At 69.3% G+C, this 22,774-nt stretch carries 24 protein-coding genes; 11 read left to right on the forward strand and 13 right to left on the reverse strand.

Annotated features, from left to right (window positions below):
- Positions 1–44: 44 nt before the first annotated feature.
- From MKP15_RS04395 to MKP15_RS04410, 4 genes are read right to left on the reverse strand one after another with little or no spacing between them, the layout of a single operon-like run.
- Entirely contained in the window at positions 45–650 is a 606-nt protein-coding gene (locus MKP15_RS04395) for a DNA-3-methyladenine glycosylase (RefSeq protein ID WP_240211914.1), read from the reverse strand.
- The gene (locus tag MKP15_RS04400; RefSeq protein ID WP_240211915.1) at positions 643–843 is read right to left on the reverse strand and encodes a hypothetical protein; all 201 of its coding nucleotides are present in this window, start codon (positions 841–843) and stop codon (positions 643–645) included. The genes MKP15_RS04395 and MKP15_RS04400 overlap by 8 nt, the downstream gene beginning before the upstream one ends.
- A 7-nt stretch (positions 844–850) precedes the next feature.
- Complete coding sequence (locus MKP15_RS04405) at positions 851–1,066, reverse strand: hypothetical protein (protein ID WP_240211916.1); 216 nt, start codon at positions 1,064–1,066, stop codon at positions 851–853.
- Entirely contained in the window at positions 1,059–1,289 is a 231-nt protein-coding gene (locus MKP15_RS04410) for a hypothetical protein (RefSeq protein WP_240211917.1), read from the reverse strand. Before MKP15_RS04410 ends, MKP15_RS04405 begins: the two co-directional genes overlap by 8 nt.
- 53 nt (positions 1,290–1,342) lie before the next feature.
- Between MKP15_RS04410 and MKP15_RS04415 the strand changes: the two genes are divergently transcribed.
- Positions 1,343–2,275 (forward strand): SOS response-associated peptidase family protein, encoded by a 933-nt coding sequence (locus MKP15_RS04415; protein WP_240211918.1) that lies wholly within the window; start codon positions 1,343–1,345, stop codon positions 2,273–2,275.
- A 530-nt stretch (positions 2,276–2,805) separates the two neighbouring features.
- Complete coding sequence (locus MKP15_RS04420) at positions 2,806–2,991, forward strand: hypothetical protein (protein ID WP_240211919.1); 186 nt, start codon at positions 2,806–2,808, stop codon at positions 2,989–2,991.
- A gap of 767 nt (positions 2,992–3,758) precedes the next feature.
- On the opposite strand, the gene smpB is transcribed toward MKP15_RS04420, so the two are convergent.
- On the reverse strand, positions 3,759–4,262 hold the full coding sequence (smpB, locus tag MKP15_RS04425; protein WP_054666626.1) for an SsrA-binding protein SmpB: 504 nt from the start codon (positions 4,260–4,262) through the stop codon (positions 3,759–3,761).
- Positions 4,263–4,314: 52 nt separating this feature from the next.
- Between smpB and MKP15_RS04430 the strand changes: the two genes are divergently transcribed.
- Positions 4,315–4,743: a type II toxin-antitoxin system RatA family toxin gene (locus MKP15_RS04430; protein WP_161613652.1), complete on the forward strand. Its 429-nt coding sequence runs from the start codon at positions 4,315–4,317 to the stop codon at positions 4,741–4,743.
- Between the two features lie 3 nt (positions 4,744–4,746).
- The gene (locus tag MKP15_RS04435; protein ID WP_240211920.1) at positions 4,747–5,001 is read left to right on the forward strand and encodes an RnfH family protein; all 255 of its coding nucleotides are present in this window, start codon (positions 4,747–4,749) and stop codon (positions 4,999–5,001) included.
- A 21-nt stretch (positions 5,002–5,022) separates the two neighbouring features.
- Here MKP15_RS04435 and bamE read toward each other — a convergent pair whose 3' ends face one another.
- On the reverse strand, positions 5,023–5,418 hold the full coding sequence (bamE, locus tag MKP15_RS04440; protein ID WP_104939099.1) for an outer membrane protein assembly factor BamE: 396 nt from the start codon (positions 5,416–5,418) through the stop codon (positions 5,023–5,025).
- Positions 5,419–5,522: 104 nt separating this feature from the next.
- Between bamE and fur the strand changes: the two genes are divergently transcribed.
- Positions 5,523–5,930, forward strand: a complete 408-nt coding sequence (gene fur / locus MKP15_RS04445) for a ferric iron uptake transcriptional regulator (protein WP_054668708.1) — start codon at positions 5,523–5,525, stop codon at positions 5,928–5,930.
- Between the two features lie 264 nt (positions 5,931–6,194).
- On the opposite strand, the gene recN is transcribed toward fur, so the two are convergent.
- Positions 6,195–7,868: a DNA repair protein RecN gene (gene recN, locus MKP15_RS04450; RefSeq protein WP_240211921.1), complete on the reverse strand. Its 1,674-nt coding sequence runs from the start codon at positions 7,866–7,868 to the stop codon at positions 6,195–6,197.
- A 186-nt stretch (positions 7,869–8,054) separates the two neighbouring features.
- Here recN and grpE point away from each other — a divergent pair, with 186 nt between their 5' ends.
- From grpE to MKP15_RS04475, 5 genes are all read left to right on the forward strand, one after another.
- Positions 8,055–8,570, forward strand: coding sequence for a nucleotide exchange factor GrpE (gene grpE, locus MKP15_RS04455; protein ID WP_240211922.1), 516 nt, complete (start codon positions 8,055–8,057; stop codon positions 8,568–8,570).
- 141 nt (positions 8,571–8,711) lie between these two features.
- A complete protein-coding gene (dnaK, locus tag MKP15_RS04460; protein ID WP_240211923.1) occupies positions 8,712–10,634 on the forward strand; it encodes a molecular chaperone DnaK in 1,923 nt (640 codons plus the stop codon).
- 133 nt (positions 10,635–10,767) lie between these two features.
- A complete protein-coding gene (dnaJ, locus tag MKP15_RS04465; protein ID WP_104939095.1) occupies positions 10,768–11,898 on the forward strand; it encodes a molecular chaperone DnaJ in 1,131 nt (376 codons plus the stop codon).
- 124 nt (positions 11,899–12,022) lie between these two features.
- Positions 12,023–12,931, forward strand: a complete 909-nt coding sequence (gene pdxY, locus MKP15_RS04470) for a pyridoxal kinase (protein WP_240211924.1) — start codon at positions 12,023–12,025, stop codon at positions 12,929–12,931.
- Positions 12,928–14,049 carry a prephenate dehydrogenase gene (locus MKP15_RS04475; protein ID WP_240211925.1) on the forward strand — a complete coding sequence of 374 codons (1,122 nt, stop codon included), beginning with the start codon at positions 12,928–12,930 and terminating at the stop codon, positions 14,047–14,049. Before pdxY ends, MKP15_RS04475 begins: the two co-directional genes overlap by 4 nt.
- Positions 14,050–14,443: 394 nt before the next feature.
- On the opposite strand, the gene MKP15_RS04480 is transcribed toward MKP15_RS04475, so the two are convergent.
- From MKP15_RS04480 to MKP15_RS04500, 5 genes are all read right to left on the reverse strand, one after another.
- Positions 14,444–14,635 carry a hypothetical protein gene (locus MKP15_RS04480; protein WP_104939092.1) on the reverse strand — a complete coding sequence of 64 codons (192 nt, stop codon included), beginning with the start codon at positions 14,633–14,635 and terminating at the stop codon, positions 14,444–14,446.
- Positions 14,636–14,709: 74 nt separating this feature from the next.
- Positions 14,710–16,479: an ABC transporter transmembrane domain-containing protein gene (locus MKP15_RS04485; protein ID WP_240211926.1), complete on the reverse strand. Its 1,770-nt coding sequence runs from the start codon at positions 16,477–16,479 to the stop codon at positions 14,710–14,712.
- A 37-nt stretch (positions 16,480–16,516) separates the two neighbouring features.
- Entirely contained in the window at positions 16,517–17,107 is a 591-nt protein-coding gene (locus tag MKP15_RS04490; RefSeq protein WP_240211927.1) for a YigZ family protein, read from the reverse strand.
- Positions 17,108–17,187: 80 nt separating this feature from the next.
- Positions 17,188–18,111, reverse strand: coding sequence for a hypothetical protein (locus tag MKP15_RS04495; protein ID WP_240211928.1), 924 nt, complete (start codon positions 18,109–18,111; stop codon positions 17,188–17,190).
- On the reverse strand, positions 18,108–18,626 hold the full coding sequence (locus MKP15_RS04500; protein ID WP_233996379.1) for an RNA polymerase sigma factor: 519 nt from the start codon (positions 18,624–18,626) through the stop codon (positions 18,108–18,110). The genes MKP15_RS04495 and MKP15_RS04500 overlap by 4 nt, the downstream gene beginning before the upstream one ends.
- Before the next feature lie 205 nt (positions 18,627–18,831).
- Here MKP15_RS04500 and MKP15_RS04505 point away from each other — a divergent pair, with 205 nt between their 5' ends.
- Positions 18,832–21,735: an EAL domain-containing protein gene (locus MKP15_RS04505; RefSeq protein ID WP_240211929.1), complete on the forward strand. Its 2,904-nt coding sequence runs from the start codon at positions 18,832–18,834 to the stop codon at positions 21,733–21,735.
- Positions 21,736–22,167: 432 nt separating this feature from the next.
- Here the strand turns inward: MKP15_RS04505 and MKP15_RS04510 are convergent, their stop codons facing one another.
- Positions 22,168–22,761 carry a TIGR00730 family Rossman fold protein gene (locus MKP15_RS04510; protein WP_240211930.1) on the reverse strand — a complete coding sequence of 198 codons (594 nt, stop codon included), beginning with the start codon at positions 22,759–22,761 and terminating at the stop codon, positions 22,168–22,170.
- Between the last annotated feature and the right edge of the window lie 13 nt (positions 22,762–22,774).

A 22,774-nucleotide genomic window follows, 5' to 3' on the forward strand; every position in this document is an offset into this window, starting at 1 on the left:
GTGGGGGCAGCTGGCGCCCATGGACCTCACCGGGACGTGGTTCGCTACGTGCGCGGAGAGCGCTTGCCGGAGACGTGGCCGTGGTCCCGTACGTGCCACCGCCACGGGAGGTCGACCGCTTTGCTGATGCCGATGCGGGGGCTCACCACGGGGTCCACCGGTGGCGGTGTGCCGTCGCTCACGATGGAGACGCCCCGGTCCATGGTGACAAGGTCGGCACCGTCGAACGAGCGATCCAGGCCCATGGCCTGAGAGAGCTTCCCCGGCCCGCTGGCCAGGTCGCGGTCGCGCTTGGCGGCAGCCCGAGCCTCCCGCATCAGGTCAAGACCCGAGAGCGGCTCGGCGGCCCGCAGAAGCACGCCCGCGCCATCGTCAACGTCGCCACACACCGCATTGCTGCCCCAATGGATGCCGTAGGAGAAGTAGACGTACAGGTGGCCAGGCGGGCCGAACATCGTCGCATTCCGGGCGGTCTTGCCGCGGTGCGAATGGGCGGCGGGGTCTTCACTGCCCGCGTAGGCCTCAACCTCGACTATGCGGGCAGCTCTCCCGTCAGCGCGCACGAGAATCTTGTTCAGCAGTTCAGGCGCTACCGCGGTGGGATGCCTCCGGTAGAACTCGCGGGGCAGCGGGGACCAGGGCTCACCCATTGATGCCGGCACGGTCGACCATCTCTCGCAGGCGGTCGAGCACGTACTCCTGCTGGTCATCGCGGACGTCTTCACAGAGTCGGTCCGTCCGGTCCTCAAACTCCCGGTAGAACGTGTTCATGTCCAGGCGGAGCCTGGGTATCTCTGCTTCGATTTCCGCTAGCCGGTTCTCGATCTCCTGTTGGCTCAACATGGCAACCTCAAATGAAGCCTTGCAGGCTGGTCTGGACACGCAGGGTGACCAGCCACGACGCAATCAGCTCATGGATCGCGTGCTCGTCCTCCGGATACCGGCCGATGAGGCGGTCCTCGATCGCTCCCAGGACTGCATCCAGCTCTGGGCCGGGACCATGCTCGGACACCGCATGCCGCAGCTCGTTGAATGCCAGGTCGTAGTCGGCCTGCTGGCTATTCATGGCCTTCCTCCGTCTCCACCGCCCCCACCGAGTGCATGATCGCCACCACCTCGTTGTGGAAATAGTCGGCATCGTTCGCCGAAATGCGGTGCTCCAAGGCCTCGGCCTCGCCGGCGATGGCATCGGCCAGGTCTGCTGCAGGCAGTTCCTGGGCAATTCGGGCGGCCTGGTTCCGCAGGCCTTGGAGCAGCTCATCGAGCTGTGAACGGGTCAGGTGGGTCATGGCATCGATCCTACGGCGGTGGCGTTATCCTCCGGTCAACACCGGAGGCTCCCATGTGCTACTCAGCCCAGATCGAAGCGGCATACACCAAGTTCGTTCGCAAGTTCGGTGCTGTGCTCGACAAGAAGGCGTTCGCCAAGATGTGGTTGCGCGACGAGGGGAAGGAGCGCAGGCCCAAGACGCCGCGGGCGCTGGACCTGTCGTTCCTGGCCTCGGACGACCCCGACGTGGCTGGGATAGCGCAGGAGATTCGCCAATGGGACGCCGAGGACGTCGCACAGCTTGAGACCGAGCTGTTCCGCCAGGCCAAGCGCCTGGCCGATGCTGAGCGGAAGCTGGCCACCAAGCCGACCAAGACCGCGGAGAACGAGAAGCGCATCGCCGGCAACAAGATCGAGCAGATCAAGGGGCGGATCGCTGACCTGAAGCGGGCGCGGCCTGAAGCCAAGGACTCGCGAATGTTCCCCGGGTACTACTGCCCGGTCCTGGTGAGCGAGGGCGGCCGGCTGGTGGTCAAGCCCATGCGCTACCAATGCCGCCTGGCTGGCAAGCCGGCCTTCTACGACACCAAGTTCCCGGGCACCTACAACGCCCGCCGGGACAGCCTGGAGAAGTTCTGGGCGCCTGCCTTCGGCCGAACCCACGGCCTGATCGTGGCCGACCGCTTCTACGAGCACGTCGAGGTCGACGGAGAGAACCGCGTGCTCGAGTTCGCCCCCCGGACCGGGGAGCAGATGCTGATCGCCTGCCTGTGGTCCCACTGGACAGACCCGAAGGGGCAGGAGCCCGACCTGCTGAGCTTCGCCGCGGTCACGGACGACCCGGAGCCGGAGGTCGCCGCGGCCGGCCATGACCGGACGATCATCAACATCAAGCCCGAGCACGTCGACGCCTGGCTCAATCCGGACCCTGCGAACCTGCAGGCCCTGTACGCCATCTTCGATGACAAGCGGCACCCCTACTACGAGCACCGCATCGCTGCGTAGCTGGCCCAGCTTTACCGCCGCCTTCGCGGCTTCCTCGCCGGAACCTGGAACGGCAATGTCTGCGGCTCAGTGGGTGGCTGGGGCACGAGGGGCGATCCAACTCCAAGCCCGTCGTACTGGGCCACGATCTGGTCCCGCCACTTCGCTGCCCATGCGTTGATGAAGCGGGTGGCAGCCTCCCCGTCGCGGTGAGACTTCCGGGTCAGGTTTCTGGTGCCCACGTTGCGCGTCGACAGGGCCACAGGGCCATCTGGGTCCACCATGGCGATCATGTGCCGGCCGTACTGCAGCGCCTTGGTCTGCCCGACGTGGGGGCGCCAGTGGAACTCAGGGGGGAGGGCGGGGGTGTCCATGGCGGCATGGTGCGCGCCGCCCCGATCACGGCGTGAGACGGTTGCGCATTTTGCGCTGCGGCGCATGGTCGATTCTTGTGACTTTTATGTTGCAACTATTTGATGGATATGAATTTTATGGACCTTCTCGCCGTAAGGGCATACCGTCTGGCCACCAATCGATAGTCAGGAGCGGATATGTCCACCCCAGTGGAGCAACGTAAGGTTGAGAGCAGGTTTGATGCGGACTACTGGATCACAGTGGCCAAGCGTGAAGGAAAGACCCTTCGGGACTTGGATGGCTTCATTGCTACGACCCTGTGGGCGCCGGGTTTGAAGGAATACTTCGTCCAACGGGCCACGGAGGAGCTCGCCCCCGATTGATGCTTGCTCGTGAGCACCGATCCCTGGGGGTACGGATGGGGGTATATACGGCCACTTCGACCATGCGACTGCAGTTAAATCAATGAGTTGAAGTGCGAAGATCGTAGAGCCCACCTCCACCATCTGTAGAGCCCAGCCTTCATCGGCTGGGCTTTTCTTTTTGCGCCCGCCGACGCGCTCCCGGAGCGTGCGTCGCAGGCCTGCGCAAGGGCGCTGCGTGCAGCCTGCAGTCCGTCGCGTGTGGCCGTGATGCCGTGAGGCCCAATCGCGCGACGGGCGTGATCGGGCGCGGTTCCCGCGTCGTCGCATCGCCAATCAAGGCGGCTGGCACCCGGTATCCGCGGCTGGGGTGATCGCCATCTTCCGCGACTGCCCAGGAGCCACTGGAGGGCATCTATCAGGAGATACGCCCGCGCAGGGGTGCTTGTGCTGACGCCGCCTGCGCCAGCTGTGCGGCATGCACGCCGTTCTCCTAGCCTTGCAGGTGTGCCGGCTGCGCTGATGCGCAAGTCGGTGGTGCCAGCAGGCACGGTTCGCGGCCGGCAGCGGCATGCGATGCCAGCGGCCCCGCGTCGCTGGCGGCAATGCCGGAAAGCGGGGGCGCTTCCATCGCTGGTGGTCAGATCACGCGCGGCGTGCCGCACAGGGCGCTGACGCATGCGGGCGTCGCCCGGCGCGCGGTGCTGTCATACCCGCGCGATGCCGGGCCCAGCAGGGCGGGCAGGGCCGTCTGCGTGGGCAGGCGGGCGGCTGGGCCGCCGCCGTGCTCAGGCGTTGCGGTTGTGGGCGCGCAGGGCGCGCTGCTTCTCGCGGGCCCAGTCGCGGTCCTTGGCCGCATCGCGCTTGTCATGCGCCTGCTTGCCCTTGGCCAGTGCGATTTCCAGCTTGATGCGGTTCTTGCTCCAGTACATCGCGGTCGGCACCAGGGTGTAGCCGTCGCGCTCCACCCGGCCGATGAGCTTGTCGATCTCGCGCCGGTGCAACAGCAGCTTGCGCTGGCGCCGGTCCTCCGGGACGGTATGGGTCGATGCCTGGATCAACGGTGTGATCTGCGCGCCGATCAGGAAGATCTCGCCGTCCTTCACGTAGGCGTAGGCGTCGGTCATGTTGCCGCGCCCGGCGCGGATGGCCTTGATCTCCCACCCCTGCAGCACCAGCCCGGCCTCGAAGCGTTCTTCCAGGTGGTACTCGTGGCGCGCGCGCTTGTTGAGCGCGATGGTTTTGTCGGCCTGCGCGTTCTTTGCTTTATCCTTACCGGGTTTCTTGCTCATTTCCGTATTGTCTCCGATTCGGAGGCTTTCCGAACATCCGTCCGTATCCCGCATGCCTATCATCCGCCGCAGCGCCCTGGTCGAACAGCCGGCCGAGCGCATGTTCGACCTGGTCAACGACGTTGCCGCCTATCCGCGGCGTTTCCGCTGGTGCGAGGCGGCGCAGATCCTGGAAGCGGGCCCGGAGCGGCTGGTGGCCCGCCTCGACCTGGGGCTGGGCTCCTTCCGCACCTGGTTCATGACCGAGAACACCCTGCAGCGCCCGGGCAGCATCGACATGCAGCTGAAGGACGGCCCGTTCAAGCGCCTGCATGGCCGCTGGCAGTTCCAGCCATTGTCCGACGCCGCCTGCAAGGTGAGCCTGGAGCTCGAGTTCGAGCCGACCTCGCGCCTGCTCGGGCCGGCGCTGGCGCTGGGCTTCCAGGGCCTGGCCGACCGCATGGTCAACGATTTCGTGCGCGTGGCCGAGCAGGGGGGCTGAGGCGTGCGGGTGGAGGTGGTGCTGGCCTGGCCGGAGCGCTACCTGCGGCGCGAGCTGGTATTGCCCGAGGGGGCGACGGTGGCCGACGCGGTGGCGGCGGCGCTCGATCCCGGTGGTCAATCCCGGGCGGTGGCCGTGCATGGCGTGCTGGCGCGGCCGCAGCAGTTGCTGCAGGACGGTGACCGCGTCGAGCTGCTCAGGCCGTTGTTGGCCGACCCCAAAGAAAATCGCCGCCGGCGGGCGCGCGGCGGCGATTGATCCGGTGCGCGGTGGCGGGCGTCAGCGGCCGCCGCGCTTCTTCTTGTCCTTGGCCAGGTTGGGGCCGAACTGGCGCACGCTGCGCTTGGCCAGTTCGCCGTCCTCGTTGGGGAAGTAGTCGCCTTCCCAGCGGGTGACCCGGTCGTTCTCGAAGAACACGGTGAAGTTCTTCACCTCGGTCCTGCCCAGGCGGTTGACGCGCTGGCTGGAGGTGTAATCCCAACGCTGGGCGTGGAACGGGTCGGGGATGGACGGCGTTCCAAGCAGCGCGTTGACCTGCTGCTTGCTCTGGCCCACCTGCAGCTGTGCGACGGACTTTTCTTGCAGCAGGTTGCCCTGGTAGATGGGCTGCTTGTAGATGATGCCGCACCCGGTGGTGGACAGGGCGACAACGGCGATCAGCAGGAGGTTGCGCATTGGGACGGGCGAATGAGGAAATCCCGGCGATGATACACTCCCCGGCACCCAGCGCGATCTGACCGGAGGCAACTGGCGTCAAACCGCCAATGAACACGATGGCCATGGAATCCAACGACCTGCGCAAAGTCGGCCTCAAGGTGACGCATCCGCGGATGCGCATCCTGGCGCTGCTCGAGCAGAACACCCCCCACCACCACCTGACCGCCGAGGACATCTACCGGCAGCTGCTCGACTGCGGCGACGAGATCGGCCTGGCGACGGTCTATCGCGTGCTGACCCAGTTCGAGGCGGCCGGCCTGGTGCTCAAGCACAATTTCGAGGGCGGGCAGGCGGTCTACGAGCTGGACCGGGGTGGCCATCACGACCATATGGTGGACGTGGATACCGGCAAGATCATCGAGTTCGAGAGCCGCGAGATCGAGGAACTGCAGAAACGGATCGCGGCCGAGCACGGCTACGAACTGGAAGAGCATTCGCTCGTGCTCTACGTGCGCAAGAAGCGCCGCTGAGCAGCCATTGGGCGCCCGTACCTGACGACACCGGCCTTGTGCCGGTGTCGTCGTTTCAGCGGGTCTGCGCCTCCTCCCGCACCCGGGGCGGGGAAGGGCATGCAGGGGCAGCGCCGGGGCGTGACGCCCGGCGGCTGCGCTGGCCTGCACCGGCCCGGTAGCGGCAGCGAGGCGGCCGCTGTCAGGTGGGTCAGGCCCGGCGGCGCGGATGGGGCCCGTGCGGCGGGTCCCGGCCCTGGCCCGGCAGTGCCGTGCCGGGCCGGCTCAGGCCTCGGAGGCCTCGGCGAGCAGTTTGCGGGCCGCGGCGCGGGCTTCCTTGCTGACTTCGGCGCCGCCGAGCATGCGTGCCAGCTCTTCCTCGCGGCCCTTGGCATCGAGCAGTTCCACCGCGCTCTGGGTCATGCCTTCCACCGGCGCCTTGCTGACCCGGTAATGGGCATGGCCCTTGGAAGCGACCTGCGGCAGGTGGGTCACGCACAACACCTGGCGGCGCTCGCCCAGGGCGCGCAGCTTCTTGCCGACGATATCGGCCACGGCACCGCCGATCCCCGAATCAACCTCGTCGAACACCATGGTCGGTACCGCATCCAGGCCCAGTGCCGCCACTTCGATGGCCAGCGAGATGCGCGACAGTTCGCCGCCGGAGGCGACTTTGCGCAGCGCCCTGGGCGGCTGCCCGGCGTTGGCGGCGACCAGGAATTCGACCCGTTCGGCGCCATTCGGGTCCGGGCGCGGCTGCGGCTGCGGTTCCAGCTCGATCAGGAACTGGCCGCCGCCCATGCCGAGCTCGCCGATCAGCGCGGTGGTGGTGTCCGACAGCGCGCTGGCCGCGGTGGCGCGGCTGGCGGTGAGCACGGCGGCCTGCGCCTGCCAGTGCGCGGCCGCCTTGTCGATCTCGCCCGCCAGTTGCGACAGCCGCGCGTCGGCGCCGCGCAGTTGTTCCAGCTCCGCGGCGATGCGCTCGCGGGTGGCCGCCAGCTCCTCCATCGACACCCGGTGCTTGCGTGCCAGGTCGTGCAGGCGGCCGAGCCGGCGCTCGATGTCCTCGAACGCCTCCGGGTCGCTGTCCAGATCGTCCTGCACCCGGTCCAGCTGGGCCAGCGCCTCGTGCAGCTGGATGCCGGCGGCGTCGAGCATGCCGTCGATCTCGCCCAGCCGCGGGTCGTGCTGGCTGACCCGCGACAGTTCGTGCCGCACCTGTTGCAGCAGGCCGAGCAGGGACGGGCCATCGTCGCCGTTGAGCGCGCCGCCGGCGTACTGGCAGGCTTCGATCAGCGCGGTGGAATGCGCCTGGCGGCGGTGGCTGGCGGCCAGCGCCGCCACCGCGGCCGGTTCCAGTTCCTCGCGCTGCAGTTCGCCCAACTGGTGCTCCAGGAAGGCGATGCGGTCGGAGACGTCGCCCTGCTGCGACAGCGCGTCGCGCTCGTCGACCAGCGCCTGCCAGCGGCTGCTGGCGGCGCGTACCGCGGCGCGCTCGGCGTCGTTGCGGGCATAGGCGTCGAGCAGCGCCAGCTGGCTGGGGCGCGACAGCAGCGCCTGCTGTTCGTGCTGGCCATGGATCTCGACCAGGAAGGCGGCCAGTTCGGCCAGCTGTGACACCGGTACCGGGCGACCGTTGATGAAGGCGCGCGAGCCGCCGTCGGCGCGGATCACCCGGCGCAGCTGGCACTGGTCCTCGTCGTCCAGTTCGTTGTCCTGCAGCCAGCGGCGGGCCGGGGCGCCGTCGTCCAGGTCGAATTCGGCCGAAAGCTCGGCCCGGCTGGCGCCGTGGCGGACGACGCCGCTGTCGGCGCGCAGCCCGGACAGGAAGCCCAGGGCGTCGACCATCAGCGACTTGCCGGCGCCGGTCTCGCCGGAAACCACGGTCATGCCTGGCCCGAACTCCAGTTCGGTGGCGCGGACGACGGCGAAATCCTTGATCGAAAGATGTCTGAGCATGGTCGGCAGAAGATGGGGCCGCGCAAAACTAGCATGTGCATGCGGCGGGTCAATCCGGGAAGGGCGCTCCGGGCGCCACATTAATGCGCGGCCGTCGCACCGGATGAGCCGGAACCTTGAAACCCGGGGGGCAGCCCACATACGGGGGAGCAGGCAGGCGGCAGAACGACCGCCAGGGAACCGGAAATGAACCAAGACCACCCCGAATTCGAGACCGACAACAGCGCCGACGGCATGGCCGCGGCGCAGGACGCGCAGGTCCAGGCGCTGCGCGCCGAGATCGAGCAGCTCAAGGGCGAGTCGCTGCGCGAGCGCGCCGACCTGGAAAACCAGCGCAAGCGCGTGGCGCGCGACATCGAACAGGCGCGCAAGTTCGCCAACGAGAAGCTGCTGGGCGAGCTGCTGCCGGTGTTCGACAGCCTGGACGCGGGGCTGGCCGCCGCCGGCAGCGAGCCCAGCCCGCTGCGCGAAGGGCTGGAGCTGACCTACAAGCAACTGCTCAAGGTCGCTGCCGACAACGGCCTGACCCTGCTCGACCCGGTGGGCCAGGCCTTCAATCCCGAGCATCACCAGGCCATCAGCCAGGTCGACGCGCCGGCCGGGATGGCCCCGGGCGCGGTGGTGACCGTGTTCCAGAAGGGCTACCTGCTCAACGAGCGCCTGCTGCGGCCGGCGCTGGTGGTGGTGGCCCGGGTCGACTGACCCCGGCCGGCTGGCCGCCGCCTTAACGCCGGCGGCCAGCGGCAAACAGCGTTCCGGGGGTGGCTTGAATGTCATCCGGCCATCCCCCACATCCCATTCATACCCGGCGGCTGCCGGCACACGAATCCTCAGGAGTCCCCCATGGGCAAGATCATTGGTATCGACCTCGGCACCACCAACTCGTGCGTGGCGATCATGGACGGCGGCAAGGCCCGCGTCATCGAGAACTCGGAAGGCGACCGCACCACGCCTTCCATCGTCGCCTACACCAAGGACGGCGAAGTGCTGGTGGGCGCCTCGGCCAAGCGCCAGGCCGTCACCAATCCGAAGAACACCTTCTACGCGGTGAAGCGCCTGATCGGCCGCAAGTTCACCGACGGCGAGGTGCAGAAGGACATCGCCCACGTGCCGTACGGCATCCTGGCCCATGACAACGGCGACGCCTGGGTGCAGACCAGCGACGGCCGCAAGATGGCGCCGCAGGAAATCTCCGCCAAGGTGCTGGAAAAGATGAAGAAGACCGCCGAGGACTTCCTCGGCGAGAAGGTCACCGAGGCGGTCATCACCGTGCCGGCGTACTTCAACGACAGCCAGCGCCAGGCGACCAAGGACGCCGGCCGCATCGCCGGCCTGGACGTCAAGCGCATCATCAACGAGCCGACCGCGGCTGCGCTGGCCTATGGCCTGGACAAGGGCGACAACAAGGACCGCAAGATCGTCGTCTACGACCTGGGCGGCGGCACCTTCGACGTGTCGATCATCGAGATCGCCAACGTCGACGGCGAGAAGCAGTTCGAAGTGCTGGCCACCAACGGTGACACCTTCCTCGGCGGCGAGGACTTCGACAACCGCGTCATCGAGTACCTGGTCGACGAGTTCAACAAGGACCAGGGCATCGACCTGCGCAAGGACCCGCTGGCCCTGCAGCGCCTGAAGGACGCGGCCGAGCGCGCCAAGATCGAGCTGTCCAGCGCGCAGCAGACCGAGGTGAACCTGCCGTACGTCACCGCCGACGCGTCCGGTCCGAAGCACCTGAACATCAAGCTGACCCGCGCCAAGCTGGAAGCGCTGGTGGAAGACCTGATCAAGAAGTCGATCGAGCCGTGCCGCACCGCGCTGAACGATGCCGGCCTGCGTTCGAGCGATATCCACGAGGTGATCCTGGTCGGCGGCCAGACCCGCATGCCGAAGGTGCAGCAGGCCGTGGCCGAGTTCTTCGGCAAGGAGCCGCGCAAGGACGTCAACCCGGACGAGGCCGTGGCGCTGGGCGCCGCGATCCAGGGCGGCGTGCTGGCCGGCGACGTCAAGGACGTGCTGCTGCTGGACGTGACCCCGCTGTCGCTGGGCATCGAGACCCTGGGTGGCGTGTTCACCAAGATCATCGAGAAGAACACCACCATCCCGACCAAGGCCTCGCAGGTGTTCTCCACCGCCGAGGACAACCAGTCGGCGGTGACCGTGCACGTGCTGCAGGGCGAGCGCGAACAGGCCCGCTACAACAAGTCGCTGGCCAAGTTCGACCTGACCGGCATCGAACCGGCGCCGCGCGGCCTGCCGCAGGTCGAGGTGTCCTTCGACATCGACGCCAACGGCATCCTGCACGTCTCGGCCAAGGACAAGAAGACCAACAAGGAGCAGAAGGTCGAGATCAAGGCCGGCTCGGGCCTGTCCGAGGACGAGATCAACCGGATGGTCGCCGACGCCGAGGCGCACCGCGAGGAAGACAAGAAGTTCCAGGAGCTGGTGCAGGCGCGCAACCAGGCCGACGGCCTGATCCACGCCACCCGCAGCGCCATCACCGAGCACGGCAGCAAGGTCGGCGGCGATGTCATCGGCAAGGTGGAGGCGGCCCTGGCCGACCTGGAAACCGCGATGAAGGGCGACGACAAGGCGCAGATCGAGGCGCGTTCCAAGGCGCTGGAGGAAGCCGGCCAGTCGCTGTACGCCGCCGCTTCGGCCGGCGAGCAGGGTGGCCCGGCCCCGGGTGCCGGTGCGGCCGGCCCGTCGAACGACGACGTGGTCGATGCCGAGTTCACCGAGGTCAAGGACGACAAGAAGTCCTGACGTCCGGTGCCCCTCTCCCTGCGCGGAGAGGGGCCGGGGTGAGGGTTCGGGACCGCATCGCGGTCCCGGGCCCTTGTCGCATCCACGAACCCCCGCCCCAGCCCTCCCCTGGAGGGGGAGGGAGAGGTAGAGCATGAGCAAGCGCGATTACTACGAAGTACTGGGTGTCTCCCGCGACGCCGGCGACGAGGAACTGAAGAAGGCCTACCGTCGCTGCGCGATGAAGCACCACCCGGACCGCAACCCGGGCGATGCCGCGGCCGAAGCCGCCTTCAAGGAGTGCAAGGAGGCCTACGAGGTCCTGTCCGACGGCAACAAGCGGCGCATGTACGACGCCCACGGCCACGCCGCGTTCGAACACGGCATGGGCGGCATGGGCGGCGGTCCCGGTGGCCCGGACATGGGCGACATCTTCGGCGACATCTTCGGCAACATCTTCGGCGGGGGCGGCGGCGCCCGCCAGGCGCGTCGCGGCGCCGACATCGGCTACGTGATGGAGCTGGACCTGGAGGAAGCGGTGGCCGGCGTGGAACGGCGCATCGAAATCCCGACCTTGGTCGAGTGCGGCGACTGCGACGGCAGCGGTTCGGAGGACGGCAAGGTCGAGACCTGCAACGTCTGCGGCGGTCGTGGCCAGGTGCGCATGCAGCGCGGCATCTTCGCCATGCAGCAGGCCTGCCACAACTGCGGCGGCCGCGGCCAGATCGTCGCCCGCCCGTGCAGGACCTGCCATGGCAATGGCCGCGTCGAGGAAGACAAGGTGCTGTCGGTCAAAGTGCCGGCTGGCGTCGATACCGGCGACCGCATCCGCCTGCAGGGCGAGGGCGAGGCCGGTCCGGCCGGTACCCCGCCGGGCGACCTCTACGTGGAAGTGCGCGTGCGCGAGCACCCGATCTTCACCCGCGACGGCGACGACCTGCACTGCGAAGTGCCGATCCGCATTTCGCAGGCGGCGCTGGGCGACGCCGTGCGCGTGGCCACGCTGGGCGGCGAGGCGGAGATCCGCATTCCCGCCGAGACCCAGACCGGCAAACTGTTCCGCCTGCGCGGCAAGGGCGTGCGCTCGGTGCGCAGCCGTACCGAGGGCGACCTATACTGCCGCATCGTGGTGGAGACGCCGGTCAACCTGACCGCCGAGCAGCGCCGGCTGCTGGAGCAGTTCGAGGCCACCTTCAGTGGCGAGGAGGCGCGCAAGCACTCGCCCAAGTCGGCCACTTTCCTGGACGGCGTCAAGGGCTTCTGGGACCGTATGACCTCGTCCTGACCCGGCGCGATCGCTGCAATGCCATGACCAGGCCGCAGTCCGCTGCGGCTTCGTCGTTTCCGGCATTTGGTTGCGTGCGCATCCATGCCGCCGGCCACCGTTTGTGCAGGCGTAGAATGCGGCGATGAACGACGTCGACCACAGCCATCTCGTGCACGGTCGCCGGCAACGCCCGGACGGGCCTTCGCCGGTGGACGTGATTTCCGTACAGTCGCAGCTGGTCTACGGCCATGCCGGCAACAGCGCAGCGGTGCCGCCGCTGCGCGCGCTGGGCCTGCGCGTGGCGGAGATTCCCACCACCCTGCTCAGCAACGCGCCGTTCTACGCGACGCTGCGCGGCCGCGTGCTGCCGGCGGACTGGTTCGCCGAACTGCTGCAGGGAGCCAGCGAGCGCGGCCTGCCGCAGCGCGCCGGCGCGCTGGTGTCCGGTTATTTCGGCAGCGTGGCCAACGGCGCGGCGTTCGCCGACTGGCTGGACACGGTGCTGCCCGCCTGCCCGGACCTGCGCTACTGCCTGGACCCGGTGATCGGCGATACCCACACCGGTCCCTATGTCGAGCCGGGGCTGGAGCGCATCTTCGCCGAGCGGTTGCTGCCGCATGCCTGGCTGGTCACCCCCAATGCCTTCGAACTGGGCCGCCTGACCGGCATGCCGGCGCTACGCCAGGACGACGCCATCGCCGCTTCGCGCGTGCTGCTTGAACGCGGCCCGCAGTGGGTGATCGCGCATTCGGTGTCCGGCGTGCCGGGCGAACTGGTGACCCTGGCGATCGGCCGCGACGAGGTCTGGCGCTGGGCCTCGCCGCACCTGCCGGTGGACGTGGCCGGCACCGGCGATGTGCTGATGTCGCTGCTGGTGGCGTTCCTGCTCAAGGGCCATCGCTTCGACGACGCGGTGGGGCGCGCCATCGCCGGCGTACATGCCGCGCTGGAAGCGACGCTGGCGCACGGCGTGGAGGAATTCGACGTATTGGCGGCGGCGCCGGCGGCACTGGGTACGCCGCACCGGTTCCGCGCCGAGCGGCTGGCGTGAGCGCGGCGCAGGCGCCGGTCGTCGGCATCGTCGGCAGCGGCGGCGCCTATGGCCGCTGGCTGCGCGGGTTTTTCCAGGCACGCATGGGGCTGGAGGTGATCGGCCACGATCCGGTCGACGCCGCCTCGCAGACGCCCGAACAGCTGCTCGAGCGCGCCGACGTGCTGTTGTTCTCGGCGCCGATCCGGCATACGCCGGCCCTGATCGACGAGTACGTACGGCGCTCGGGCGGGCGCGAACGCGGCAGGCTGTGGCTGGACGTGACCTCGATCAAGAGCGCACCGATGGCGGCGATGCTGCGCTCGCAGGCCTCCGTGGCCGGGCTGCATCCGATGACCGCGCCGCCCAAGGCGCCCACGCTCAAGGGCCGGGTGATGGTGGTGTGCGAGGCGCGCGTGGCCGCGTGCTGGCAGCCCTGGCTGGAACGGCTGTATGCCGCGCTGGAGGCCGAGTGCGTGCCGGCCACGCCCGAGCACCACGACCGGGTGATGGCGCTGGTGCAGGCGCTGGTACATGCCAGCCACCTGGCCCAGGCCGGCGTGCTGCGCAGCTACGCGCCGCTGCTTGGCGAACTGCAGGCGCTGATGCCGTACCGCTCGACCGCATTCGAACTGGATGCGGCGGTGATCTCGCGCATCCTGTCGCTCAACCCGGCGATCTACGAGGACATCCAGTTCGGCAACCCGCACGCGGGCGAGGTGCTGGACCGCATGCTGGAGCAGCTGCGGCAGCTGCGCGCGCAGCTGGCCGACGGCAGCGATGCGGCGCGGGCGGCCTTCCGCAGCCAGTTCCTGGACGACAACCGCCAGGCGGTGGGCGAGCAGGTGCTGCGCGATGGCAATTACAGCTTCGAGCGCCTGGGCTACCTGCTGGCCGACCTCACCGACACGCGCGCGATGAGCGTGCACCTGCCCGAGGATCGTGCCGGTTCGCTGCGCGAGCTGCTGCACATTTTCGAACGGCACGGCATCAGCCTGTCCTCGATCCATTCCTCGCGTACGCCTGCGGGCGAGGTGCATTTCCGCATCGGCTTCGCCCAGCGCTATGCGCCGGACCTGCTGGACGCGGCCGCGCGCGAGATCGACCACACCGGCATCGGCCGGGTACTGCAGCACTGAACGTGCGTCATCCACAGCGGGTGTGGATGACCTGCGCACAAGCCTGTGGATGAATGCCGGCAGCCGTTGTGGCGCAAGGCTGTCAAGATGGATGGCGAATTTTTGGCCGGCGCGCATCGGCGATCCGGGGAAAGCACCGGTTGCGGTCGCATCGCCGGCAGCACCGCTCCGCCAGGCGTTGTCGGCGGTGTCCCGCGCATTCATCCACAGCGGGTGTGGATGACCTGCGCACAAGCCTGTGGATGAACGCCGGCAGCCGTTGCGGCGCAAGGCTGTCAAGATGGCTGGTCAATTATTCGCCAGCTGGATGCGCGCACCGGCGGTGATGCCGGCGCGTGTGGCGACAAGGCCGGCGCACGCACGGAAATCGTGCGCGCGGGTGCCCGCCGGTTGTTCAGATGTGCAGCCGCACCTGTCCGTCGAGCGTGACGAATTCGCGCGCGTTGCGCCGCAGGTGGCGGCCATCGTCCAGTTCATAGCGCGGCGTGGTATCGCCGTTGCCGGCGCTGCCGGGCTCGGGAACGAACTCGATGATGATGCGGCTCTCGCCGTTGCTGTCGGTGGCGGGGAACTGACGGAACGACATCGGCAACCTCCTGCGTGGCATGCAACCCGGTACGTCCGGGCCAGCCTGCATCGGCGCGCGTTAGCGTGGCGTCGTCAGTCGATGAACTGCAGCCGCGCCAGTTCCGCGTACAGGCCGCCCTCACGCAGCAACTGCGCGTGGGTACCCTGCGCCACGATGCGGCCGTGGTCCATCACCACGATGCGGTCGGCCTTGAGCACGGTGGCCAGGCGGTGCGCGATCACTAGCGTGGTGCGGCCGGCCATCAGCCGTTCCAGCGCCTGCTGCACCGCGCGTTCGCTCTGCGCGTCCAGCGCGCTGGTGGCTTCGTCCAGCAGCAGGATCGGCGCGTCCTTGAGCAGGGCGCGGGCGATGGCGATGCGCTGCTGCTGGCCGCCGGACAGGCGCGCGCCGCGCTCGCCGAGCTCGCTGGCGTAGCCCTCGGGCAGGGCACGGATGAAATCGTCGGCCTCGGCGGCGCGGGCGGCGGCATGCACTTCCTCGTCGCTGGCCTGCAGGCGTCCGTAGCGGATGTTGTCGGCGGCACTGGAGGCGAACAGCGCCGGTTGCTGCGGCACCAGCGCGATCCGTTCGCGCAGCGCGGTCGGTTCGGCCTGGCGCAGGTCGATGCCATCGACGCTGATGGTTCCCGCCTCGGGATCGTGGAAACGCAGCAGCAGCGACAGCACCGTGCTCTTGCCGGCCCCGGAGGGGCCGACCAGCGCCACGGTCTCGCCCGGCCGCACGTGCAGGGTGAAGCCGTCCAGCGCCGGCTGCCCGGGGCGCTGCGGGTAGTGGAAGACCACGTCCTGGAAGCGGATATCGCCGCGCAGCGGCGTGGGCAGCGCCAGCGGCGCGGGCGGCGCGCTGACGCCCGGGCGTTCCTGCAGCAGTTCGGCGATGCGGCCCATGCCGCCGGCGGCACGCTGCAGTTCATTCCACACCTCGGCCAGTGCGCCTACCGAGCCGCCGCCGATCAGCGCGTAGAACACGAACTGGCCCAGCTCGCCCTTGCTGATGCGCCCGGCGATCACGTCATGCGCGCCCGACCACAGCACCAGCACCACCGCGCCGAACACCAGGGTGATGACGATGGCGGTGACCAGCGACTGGGTGCGGATGCGTCCGCGCGCGGTGGCCACCGCTACCGCCACCGCGTCGGCGAAGCGGCCGGTTTCGTAGCCTTCGCGCGCATGCGCCTGCACCGTGCGGACCGCGCCCAGGGTTTCGCTGGCGAGGTTGTTGGCATCGGCGACGCGGTCCTGGCTGGCGCGCGAGGCCTTTTCCAGCCGGCGTGCGCCGAGGATGATCGGCAGGACCGCCAGCGGGATGCCGACCAGGGTGAACGCCGCCAGCCGCGGGCTGGTGACGAACAGCATGGCCACGCTGCCGACCACCGTCACGGTGCTGCGCAGCGCCACCGACATGCTGCTGCCGACCACGCTGCGCAGCAGTTCGCTGTCGGCGGACAACCGCGAGACCAGTTCGCCGCTGCGGTTGCGGTCATGGAACTGCGCGTCCAGCGCGATCAGGTGCGCGTAGAGCTGGCGCCGGAGGTCGGCCACCACTTTTTCGCCCAGCAGCGACACGAAGAAGAAGCGCGCGGCGCTCGCCACCGCCAGCACCACCACCACCGCGAACACCAGCAGGAATACCTGGTCGATGTTGCTGCCGTTGCTGAAGCCGTCGTCGATCATGCGCCGGAACGCGACCGGGAAGCTCAGCGTGGCCACCGAAGCCACCGCCAGCGCCGCCAGCCAGGCGGTGAACAGCGCCATGTGGCGGCGCACGAACGGCCACAGCGCCCGCAGCGTGCCCAGCCGTGCCTTGGCGGAAGAAGAGGGAGCGGTGGCGGTATCGGTCATGGGCGTGGCAGTGGAAAAAGGAAGGGCGGTGCCGGCGTCAGCCGCCGGCGTCGAGCCAGCGCACCCTGTCACGGGTGGCGTCGCGCAGATGGGTTTTCAAGCCGTCCACCCGCTCGGCGGGCAGTTCGATGGCCAGTTGCGCGCCATGCTCGTCGAATTCCTCGCCGAGCTTGTCCGCCGCATGCGCGGCCAACTGCGCATGCACGGTGCCCAGCTCGGCGAACGGGCACGCCAGCCGCAGCCTGCGCATCGCCACCAGCGGCAGGCGCGGCGCCAGCCGCAGGCATTCGGCGGCGGTGCCGCCGTAGGCGCGCACCAGCCCACCGGCGCCGAGCTTGATGCCGCCGTACCAGCGGGTCACCACCACCACGACACGGTCGTAGCCCTGGCCATCGATCGCCGCCAGGATCGGGCGACCGGCGGTACCGGCGGGCTCGCCGTCGTCGCTGGAACGGTATTCGTTGCCGCAGCGGTAGGCCCAGCAGTTGTGGGTGGCGTCGGCCACCGAGACCGTGCTGACGAAGGACAGTGCATCGGCCGCATTGCCGATCGGCATGGCCTGGGCAAGAAAACGGCTGTGCTTGATCTCCAGCAGGTGGCTGGCGGGTGCGGCGAGGGTGTCGGGCATCGCCCACATTCTAGGCCGCCGGGCAATCATTTGCCGGACGGGACCGGGCCCGCGCGCGGCAACCGCCGGCGGGATGCCGCTCAGTCGCCCAGCAACGGCCGCAGGTCGCGCGGGATACGGGCTTCCGGATAGACCTGCATGAAACGCTCCAGGCTGGCACGTGCGTTGTCCAGGTCACCGTCGGCACGCCGCGCGCGGATGCGCTGCAGCCATTGCCGACGCGGCAGGCGCGCGTCCCCGTCGATGGCGGCCGACGCGGCGGGCACGACCTCCGCTGCGGTCGGTTCGGGCCGCCTGGCGGCGGACGCCTGGACCGGCGCAGCCGCGCGTGCGTCCTGGGGGGGCGAATGCAGACGCAGTTCGGCTTGCACCGCGGCCTGCTCCGCCGCGGCGGCGGGTTCCAGCGCGTAGCTGGACGCCGTGGGGCCAACCCGCGATGCCGTGGCAGTGGCAGGGGCAGGCGCAGGCGCGGCGGGTGCCGGCGGCGGCGAAGGCGGCGGAGGCGGCACGGAGGCGACCGGCGCGCGCGCCGCTGCCGGTGCGGCCCGCGCGGGCGCTGCTGCTTTCCGTGCGTGGCTGTCGACAGGGGCCTGGCTTGGCGGTGGCGCTGCCATGGGGGCGGGAATGGACGGCGGCGGCGGGGGCGATGCCGCCGCGTCGCGCGCCTCCGTGGCGGCCATCGGCGCCGGTACCACCGCCGCGGGCAGCGGTGGTGGCGTGGGCCGCAGCTGCCAGGCCAGGCCGACAACCAGCACCAGCGACGCGGCGGCGGCGAGCGAGGACACCAGGCCGCGGCGCCAGCCGCGTCGTGCCGGGCGCGCGCCGGTAGTGAAAGTGGCCGGGGGCGCGGACGGCCGCGGCGCCGGTTCCGACCCGGCCGGTTCGCGCGCGAGCGCGGCGATGGCCGCGTCGATCCGCGCCGACGGCGCGATGCCCGCGGCGGGACGGCCCAGCAGCCGTGCCAGTTCGCGCTCTTCGGGAGTCAGGGGTTCGGACCTGTTCATTCGCTCAACCTCGCGCGCAGCTTGTCCATCGCATAGCGCAGCCGCGACTTGACGGTTTCCCGGCCCACGCCGGTGATCTGCCCGATCTCCTCCAGGCTCAGTTCCTGCTCCAGGCGCAGGATCAGGACTTCCTGCTGCTCCTGCGGCAACTCGGCCATGGCCTGGCGCAGCCGCAGCCGTTCGTCCTGTTCGTGGGCCAGCAGTTCCGGGGTGCAGGCATCGGCCAGGCGCGCGGTGCGCTGTTCGGCATCGTCCGGGGCGGCGGGCCGGTGCCGCGCTGCGCGCCAGTGGTCGTTCAGGCGGTTGTGGGCGATGCGGAACAGCCAGGTGGCGAAGCTCGCCTCCGGCTTCCAGCGCGAGCGGGCCAGGATCATCCGCTGCCATACGTCCTGGAACAGCTCCTCGGCCAACGCGCGGTCGCGCAGCTGGCCCAGCAGGTAGTGGAACAGCCGCGCGCGATGCCGCGCATACAGCTCGGCGAAGGCTTCGCCATCGCCTTCGGCGTAGGCCAGCATCAGCGCTTCGTCGGTCGGGGCTTGGAGGGCGGTGTCCACGCGCCCCAGCCTAAGCGCTGGCCGCGCCACTGCCTAGTCGCCGCCGGGCGCGGGCCGGCGCCGATTCAGCCAGCCCCGGCGCGGGCGCACCGCAGGCGGTGGTTGCGGCATTATGCTGCGACAGGGGAGTTCCGGAGTGCCGGAACCCGGAACACGCATGGAGATCATGTCCCACCGCCAACTCGACCTGCATGCCGGCAGCGGCCGCGTGGACACCGATTCGCCGACCAACCGCGTGGTGGCGACGCTGCACGGCCTGCTGCCCCAGGGCAGCGCCGTGGCGCTCGCCTGGGACGATGCGGTGCTCGGGCAGGGCGACTGCGTCAGCCCGGGGGCCGATGGATTGCGCGGACCGGTGCGCGCATTGCTGGCGGGCGAGCCGCTGCCGGACGGCCTGCGCCAGGCCGTGGTGGAACGCTGGACCGACGGGGAAGGTGGCGCCCGCATCGTGGTGCTGGCCGAGATCGACGCCAGTTTCTCCGACGCGCAGCGGCAGGCCTGGCTGGGCACCGCGCACGCGCTGGTCGCCGCGGTGCTGGTGTCGCTGCGCCAGGGCGTGCAGATCGAGCAGCTCGAACGCGCCAAACGCCTGCAGCGGGCCCTGTTCGAGATCGCCGACCTGGCCGGCAGCGACCTGGAAATGCCGCAGATGCTGGCCCATTTCCACCGCATCCTGTGCACCCTGATGTACGCGGACAACTGCTACATCGTCGAATGCGACGAGCACCAGAGCAGCCTGCGCTTCCTGTATTTCGCCGACGAACTGGACAACTTCGCGCCGCATCCGGAGCGGCGTTTCCGTTTCGAGGAAATGCAGGACAGCCTGACCTTCGCGGTGCTGCGCCTGGGCAGGACCATGCATGGCCCTTCGCGCGAGCTGCTGCAGGTGCTGGACCACCAGCATTCCGTGCACAGCGGCCCGGACAGCGCCGATTGGCTGGGGGTGCCGATGTGGCGCGACGGTACCGTGTGCGGCGCCATCGTGGTGCAGAGCTACGAGAGCGGCGTGCAGTACGGCGACGAGGACCGCGACGTGCTCAATTTCGTGGCCAAGCACATCCTGACCGCCATGGACCGGCGCCAGGCGCACGTGCAGCTGGAGCAGCACGTGCAGCGGCGCACGCTGGAGCTGGAGCGGGCCAACGCCAGCCTGCAGGAGGAAATACAGGAGCGGCGGCGCGCCGAGGCCCTGCAGGCGGCGCTGTTCAATGTCTCGGAACTGGCGATGAGCGCAGGCAGCCAGGCGGTGTTCCATGCCGAGGTGCACCGGGTGATCGGCGGCCTGCTGGACGCGAGCAATTTCTACATCGCGCTGGTCAACGAGCAGGGCGACGGGCTGGATTTCGTCTATTCGGTGGACGAGTTCAACCGGGTGCGCGCGTCGCGCGCCTTCAGTGGCGGCCTGACCGAGTACACCCTCCGCAGCGGCCAGCCGCTGCTCGCGACCCGGGCCGAGATCGACCAGCTGATCGCGCGCGGCGAGGTGCGCGAATTCGGCGCCAAGTCGCAGTGCTGGCTGGGCGTGCCGCTGTTCAGCGACGACGAAGTGGTGGGCGTGATCGCGGTGCAGAGCTACAACCCGCAGGTCAGCTTCACCGCCCACGACCAGCGGCTGCTGGCGTTCGTGGCGCGCAACATCGGCAACAGCCTGGCGCGCCAGCGCGACCGCAATCGCCTGCTGCAGGCGCATGCCGAGCTGGAGCAGCGCGTGGCCGAGCGCACCCGCGAGCTGGGCGAGGTCAACCAGAAACTGCTGGCGCAGATCGGCGAGCGCATGCGCGTGGAGCAGCGCCTGACCCACCTGGCGATGCACGACGTGCTGACCGGCCTGCCCAACCGCCTGCAGTTGCTGGAGAAGCTGGAAGAGGCGATCGAACACGCGCAGCTGGGCATGGGCCCGATGTTCGCGCTGCTGTTCCTCGACCTGGACCGCTTCAAGTGGGTCAACGACAGCATCGGCCATGCCGCCGGCGACCGCATGCTGGTGGAAGTGGCGCAGCGCCTGGTGGGCATGCTGCGCAGCGACGACGTGGTGGCGCGCCTGGGCGGCGACGAATTCGCGCTGCTGGTGCGCTGCGACGGCGCCAAGGAGGCCATGGACGTCGGCCGGCGCCTGCTGCGTTCGCTGGAGCACTCGATGTGGGTCGACGGCCGCGAGCTGTTCCCGTCGGGCAGCATCGGCATCGCCCTGTGGAGCCCGCGCTACACCTCCGGCGCGGAACTGCTGCGCGACGCCGATGCGGCGATGTACCGCGCCAAGGGCATGGGCCAGGATCGCTGCATGCTGTTCGACGAGGCCATGCGCGAGCAGTCGCTGCAGAGCCTGGAACTCGAGGCGGACCTGCGCCGGGCGATCATCAACAATGATTTCCTGCCGTTCTACCAGCCCATCGTGTCGCTGGCCGATGGTGCCGTGGTCGGCCACGAGGCGCTGCTGCGCTGGCAGCACGAGGGCAGGGGCCTGCTGCTGCCGGGCGAGTTCATCTCGCTGGGCGAGGAAAGCGGCCTGATCGAGCAGGTGGACTGGCTGATCTACGAGCAGGTGGTGCGCGACCTGGCCGGCACCGGTTCGGGCTATGTTTCGGTGAATGTCTCGCCACGGCATTTCCGCTCGTCCGAGTTCGCCGCGCGCCTGCTGGGGCTGCTGGAAGCGGCCGGCGCCGACCCGGGGCGGCTGCGGGTGGAGATCACCGAGATGGCATTGCTGGAGGACGCCCCGCGCACGCTGCGTACCCTGTACCAGCTGCGCGAGCGCGGGATCGTGGTGCAGCTGGACGATTTCGGCACCGGCTATTCGGCGCTGTCCTACCTGCACCGCTTCCCGATCAGCGCGCTGAAGATCGACCGCAGTTTCGTGGCCGGGCTGCACGCCGACAACGGCAAGAGCACGCAGGCGCTGGTCGAGGGCGTGGTGTCGCTGGCGCGTACCCTGGGCATCGAGACCATCGGCGAAGGCGTGGAGGACGAGCGCCAGCTGCGCACGCTGTTCGACATGGGCTGCAATTTCGGCCAGGGCTATCTGCTGGGCCACCCGCTGCCACGCGAAGCGACGCTGTACCGGATGGCGTGAACCGCCGCACCGCCGCGTGGTCGATGCCGGCACCTGCCGGCGCCCACCGCAATGCCGTGCGGCGTTCGTCGAACCGCGCCAGGCAGGAACGGCCACGCGCCGACAGCGATCGCGTCGCCACGCGCCGGGCACCGTGCGGAAACGCGGCGCGGGGTGCTCCGTCAAACCGCACCGTGCTGGACCACGGTCGCGCGGATGCCTGCCGCCGCGGCACGTGCCGGTGGGCTGTCCGCAACGCAGGGCGCGGTTATTCCGCGCCAGGGCAGGGAGGCGGCGCCAGCAACGCCTGCCGCATCGTCACGCGCCTGTGTTCCTGCCGCAACGCAGTGCCAGTGGACTTACCGCAACGCCGCGCGCAGCTTTTCGTCGAACCGCGCCCTGCTGGAAGTGAGGCGCCGTTGATTCCTGCCGTGTCGCCACGCGCCAATGGCCTTACCGCAACGCCGCGCGCAGCTTCTCGTCGAACCACTTGTCCGCCTGCGCCGGCGAATAAGCCCGCATCCACGCCAGCATCTGCCCGGCGTCGTCGCCGTACCACAGGTCCTGGCGTTGTTCCGGGTGCAGGAAGCGTTCTTCCACCATGTGGTCGATCATGCCGATCAGCCTGGCGTAGAAGCCGTTGACGTCGAGGAAGGCGCAGGGCTTGTTGCAGATGCCGAGCTGGCGCCAGGTCAGCATCTCGAAGATCTCTTCGGCGGTACCGAAACCGCCGGGCAGGGCGACGAAGGCGTCGGACAGGTCGAACATGCGCGATTTGCGCTCGTGCATGGAGCCGACGACCTCCAGCGTGGTCACGCCCTGGTGCGCCACTTCCAGGTCCACCAGGTGCTGCGGGATCACCCCGGTGACCTGGCCGCCGGCGGCCAGTACGCCGTCGGCTACCGCGCCCATCAGCCCGGTGCGGCCGCCGCCGTAGATCAGGCGCAGGCCTTCGTGGGCGATGCGCGTGCCCAGTTCGGTGGCGCGCTCGATGTACAGGGGATTGGCGCCGGGGTTGGAGCCGCAGTAGACGCAGATCGATTTCATGGGAGGTCCTGGG

It is taken from the genome of Stenotrophomonas sp. Y6 (assembly GCF_022436665.1).
GTDB classification, from domain to species: domain Bacteria; phylum Pseudomonadota; class Gammaproteobacteria; order Xanthomonadales; family Xanthomonadaceae; genus Stenotrophomonas; species Stenotrophomonas acidaminiphila_A.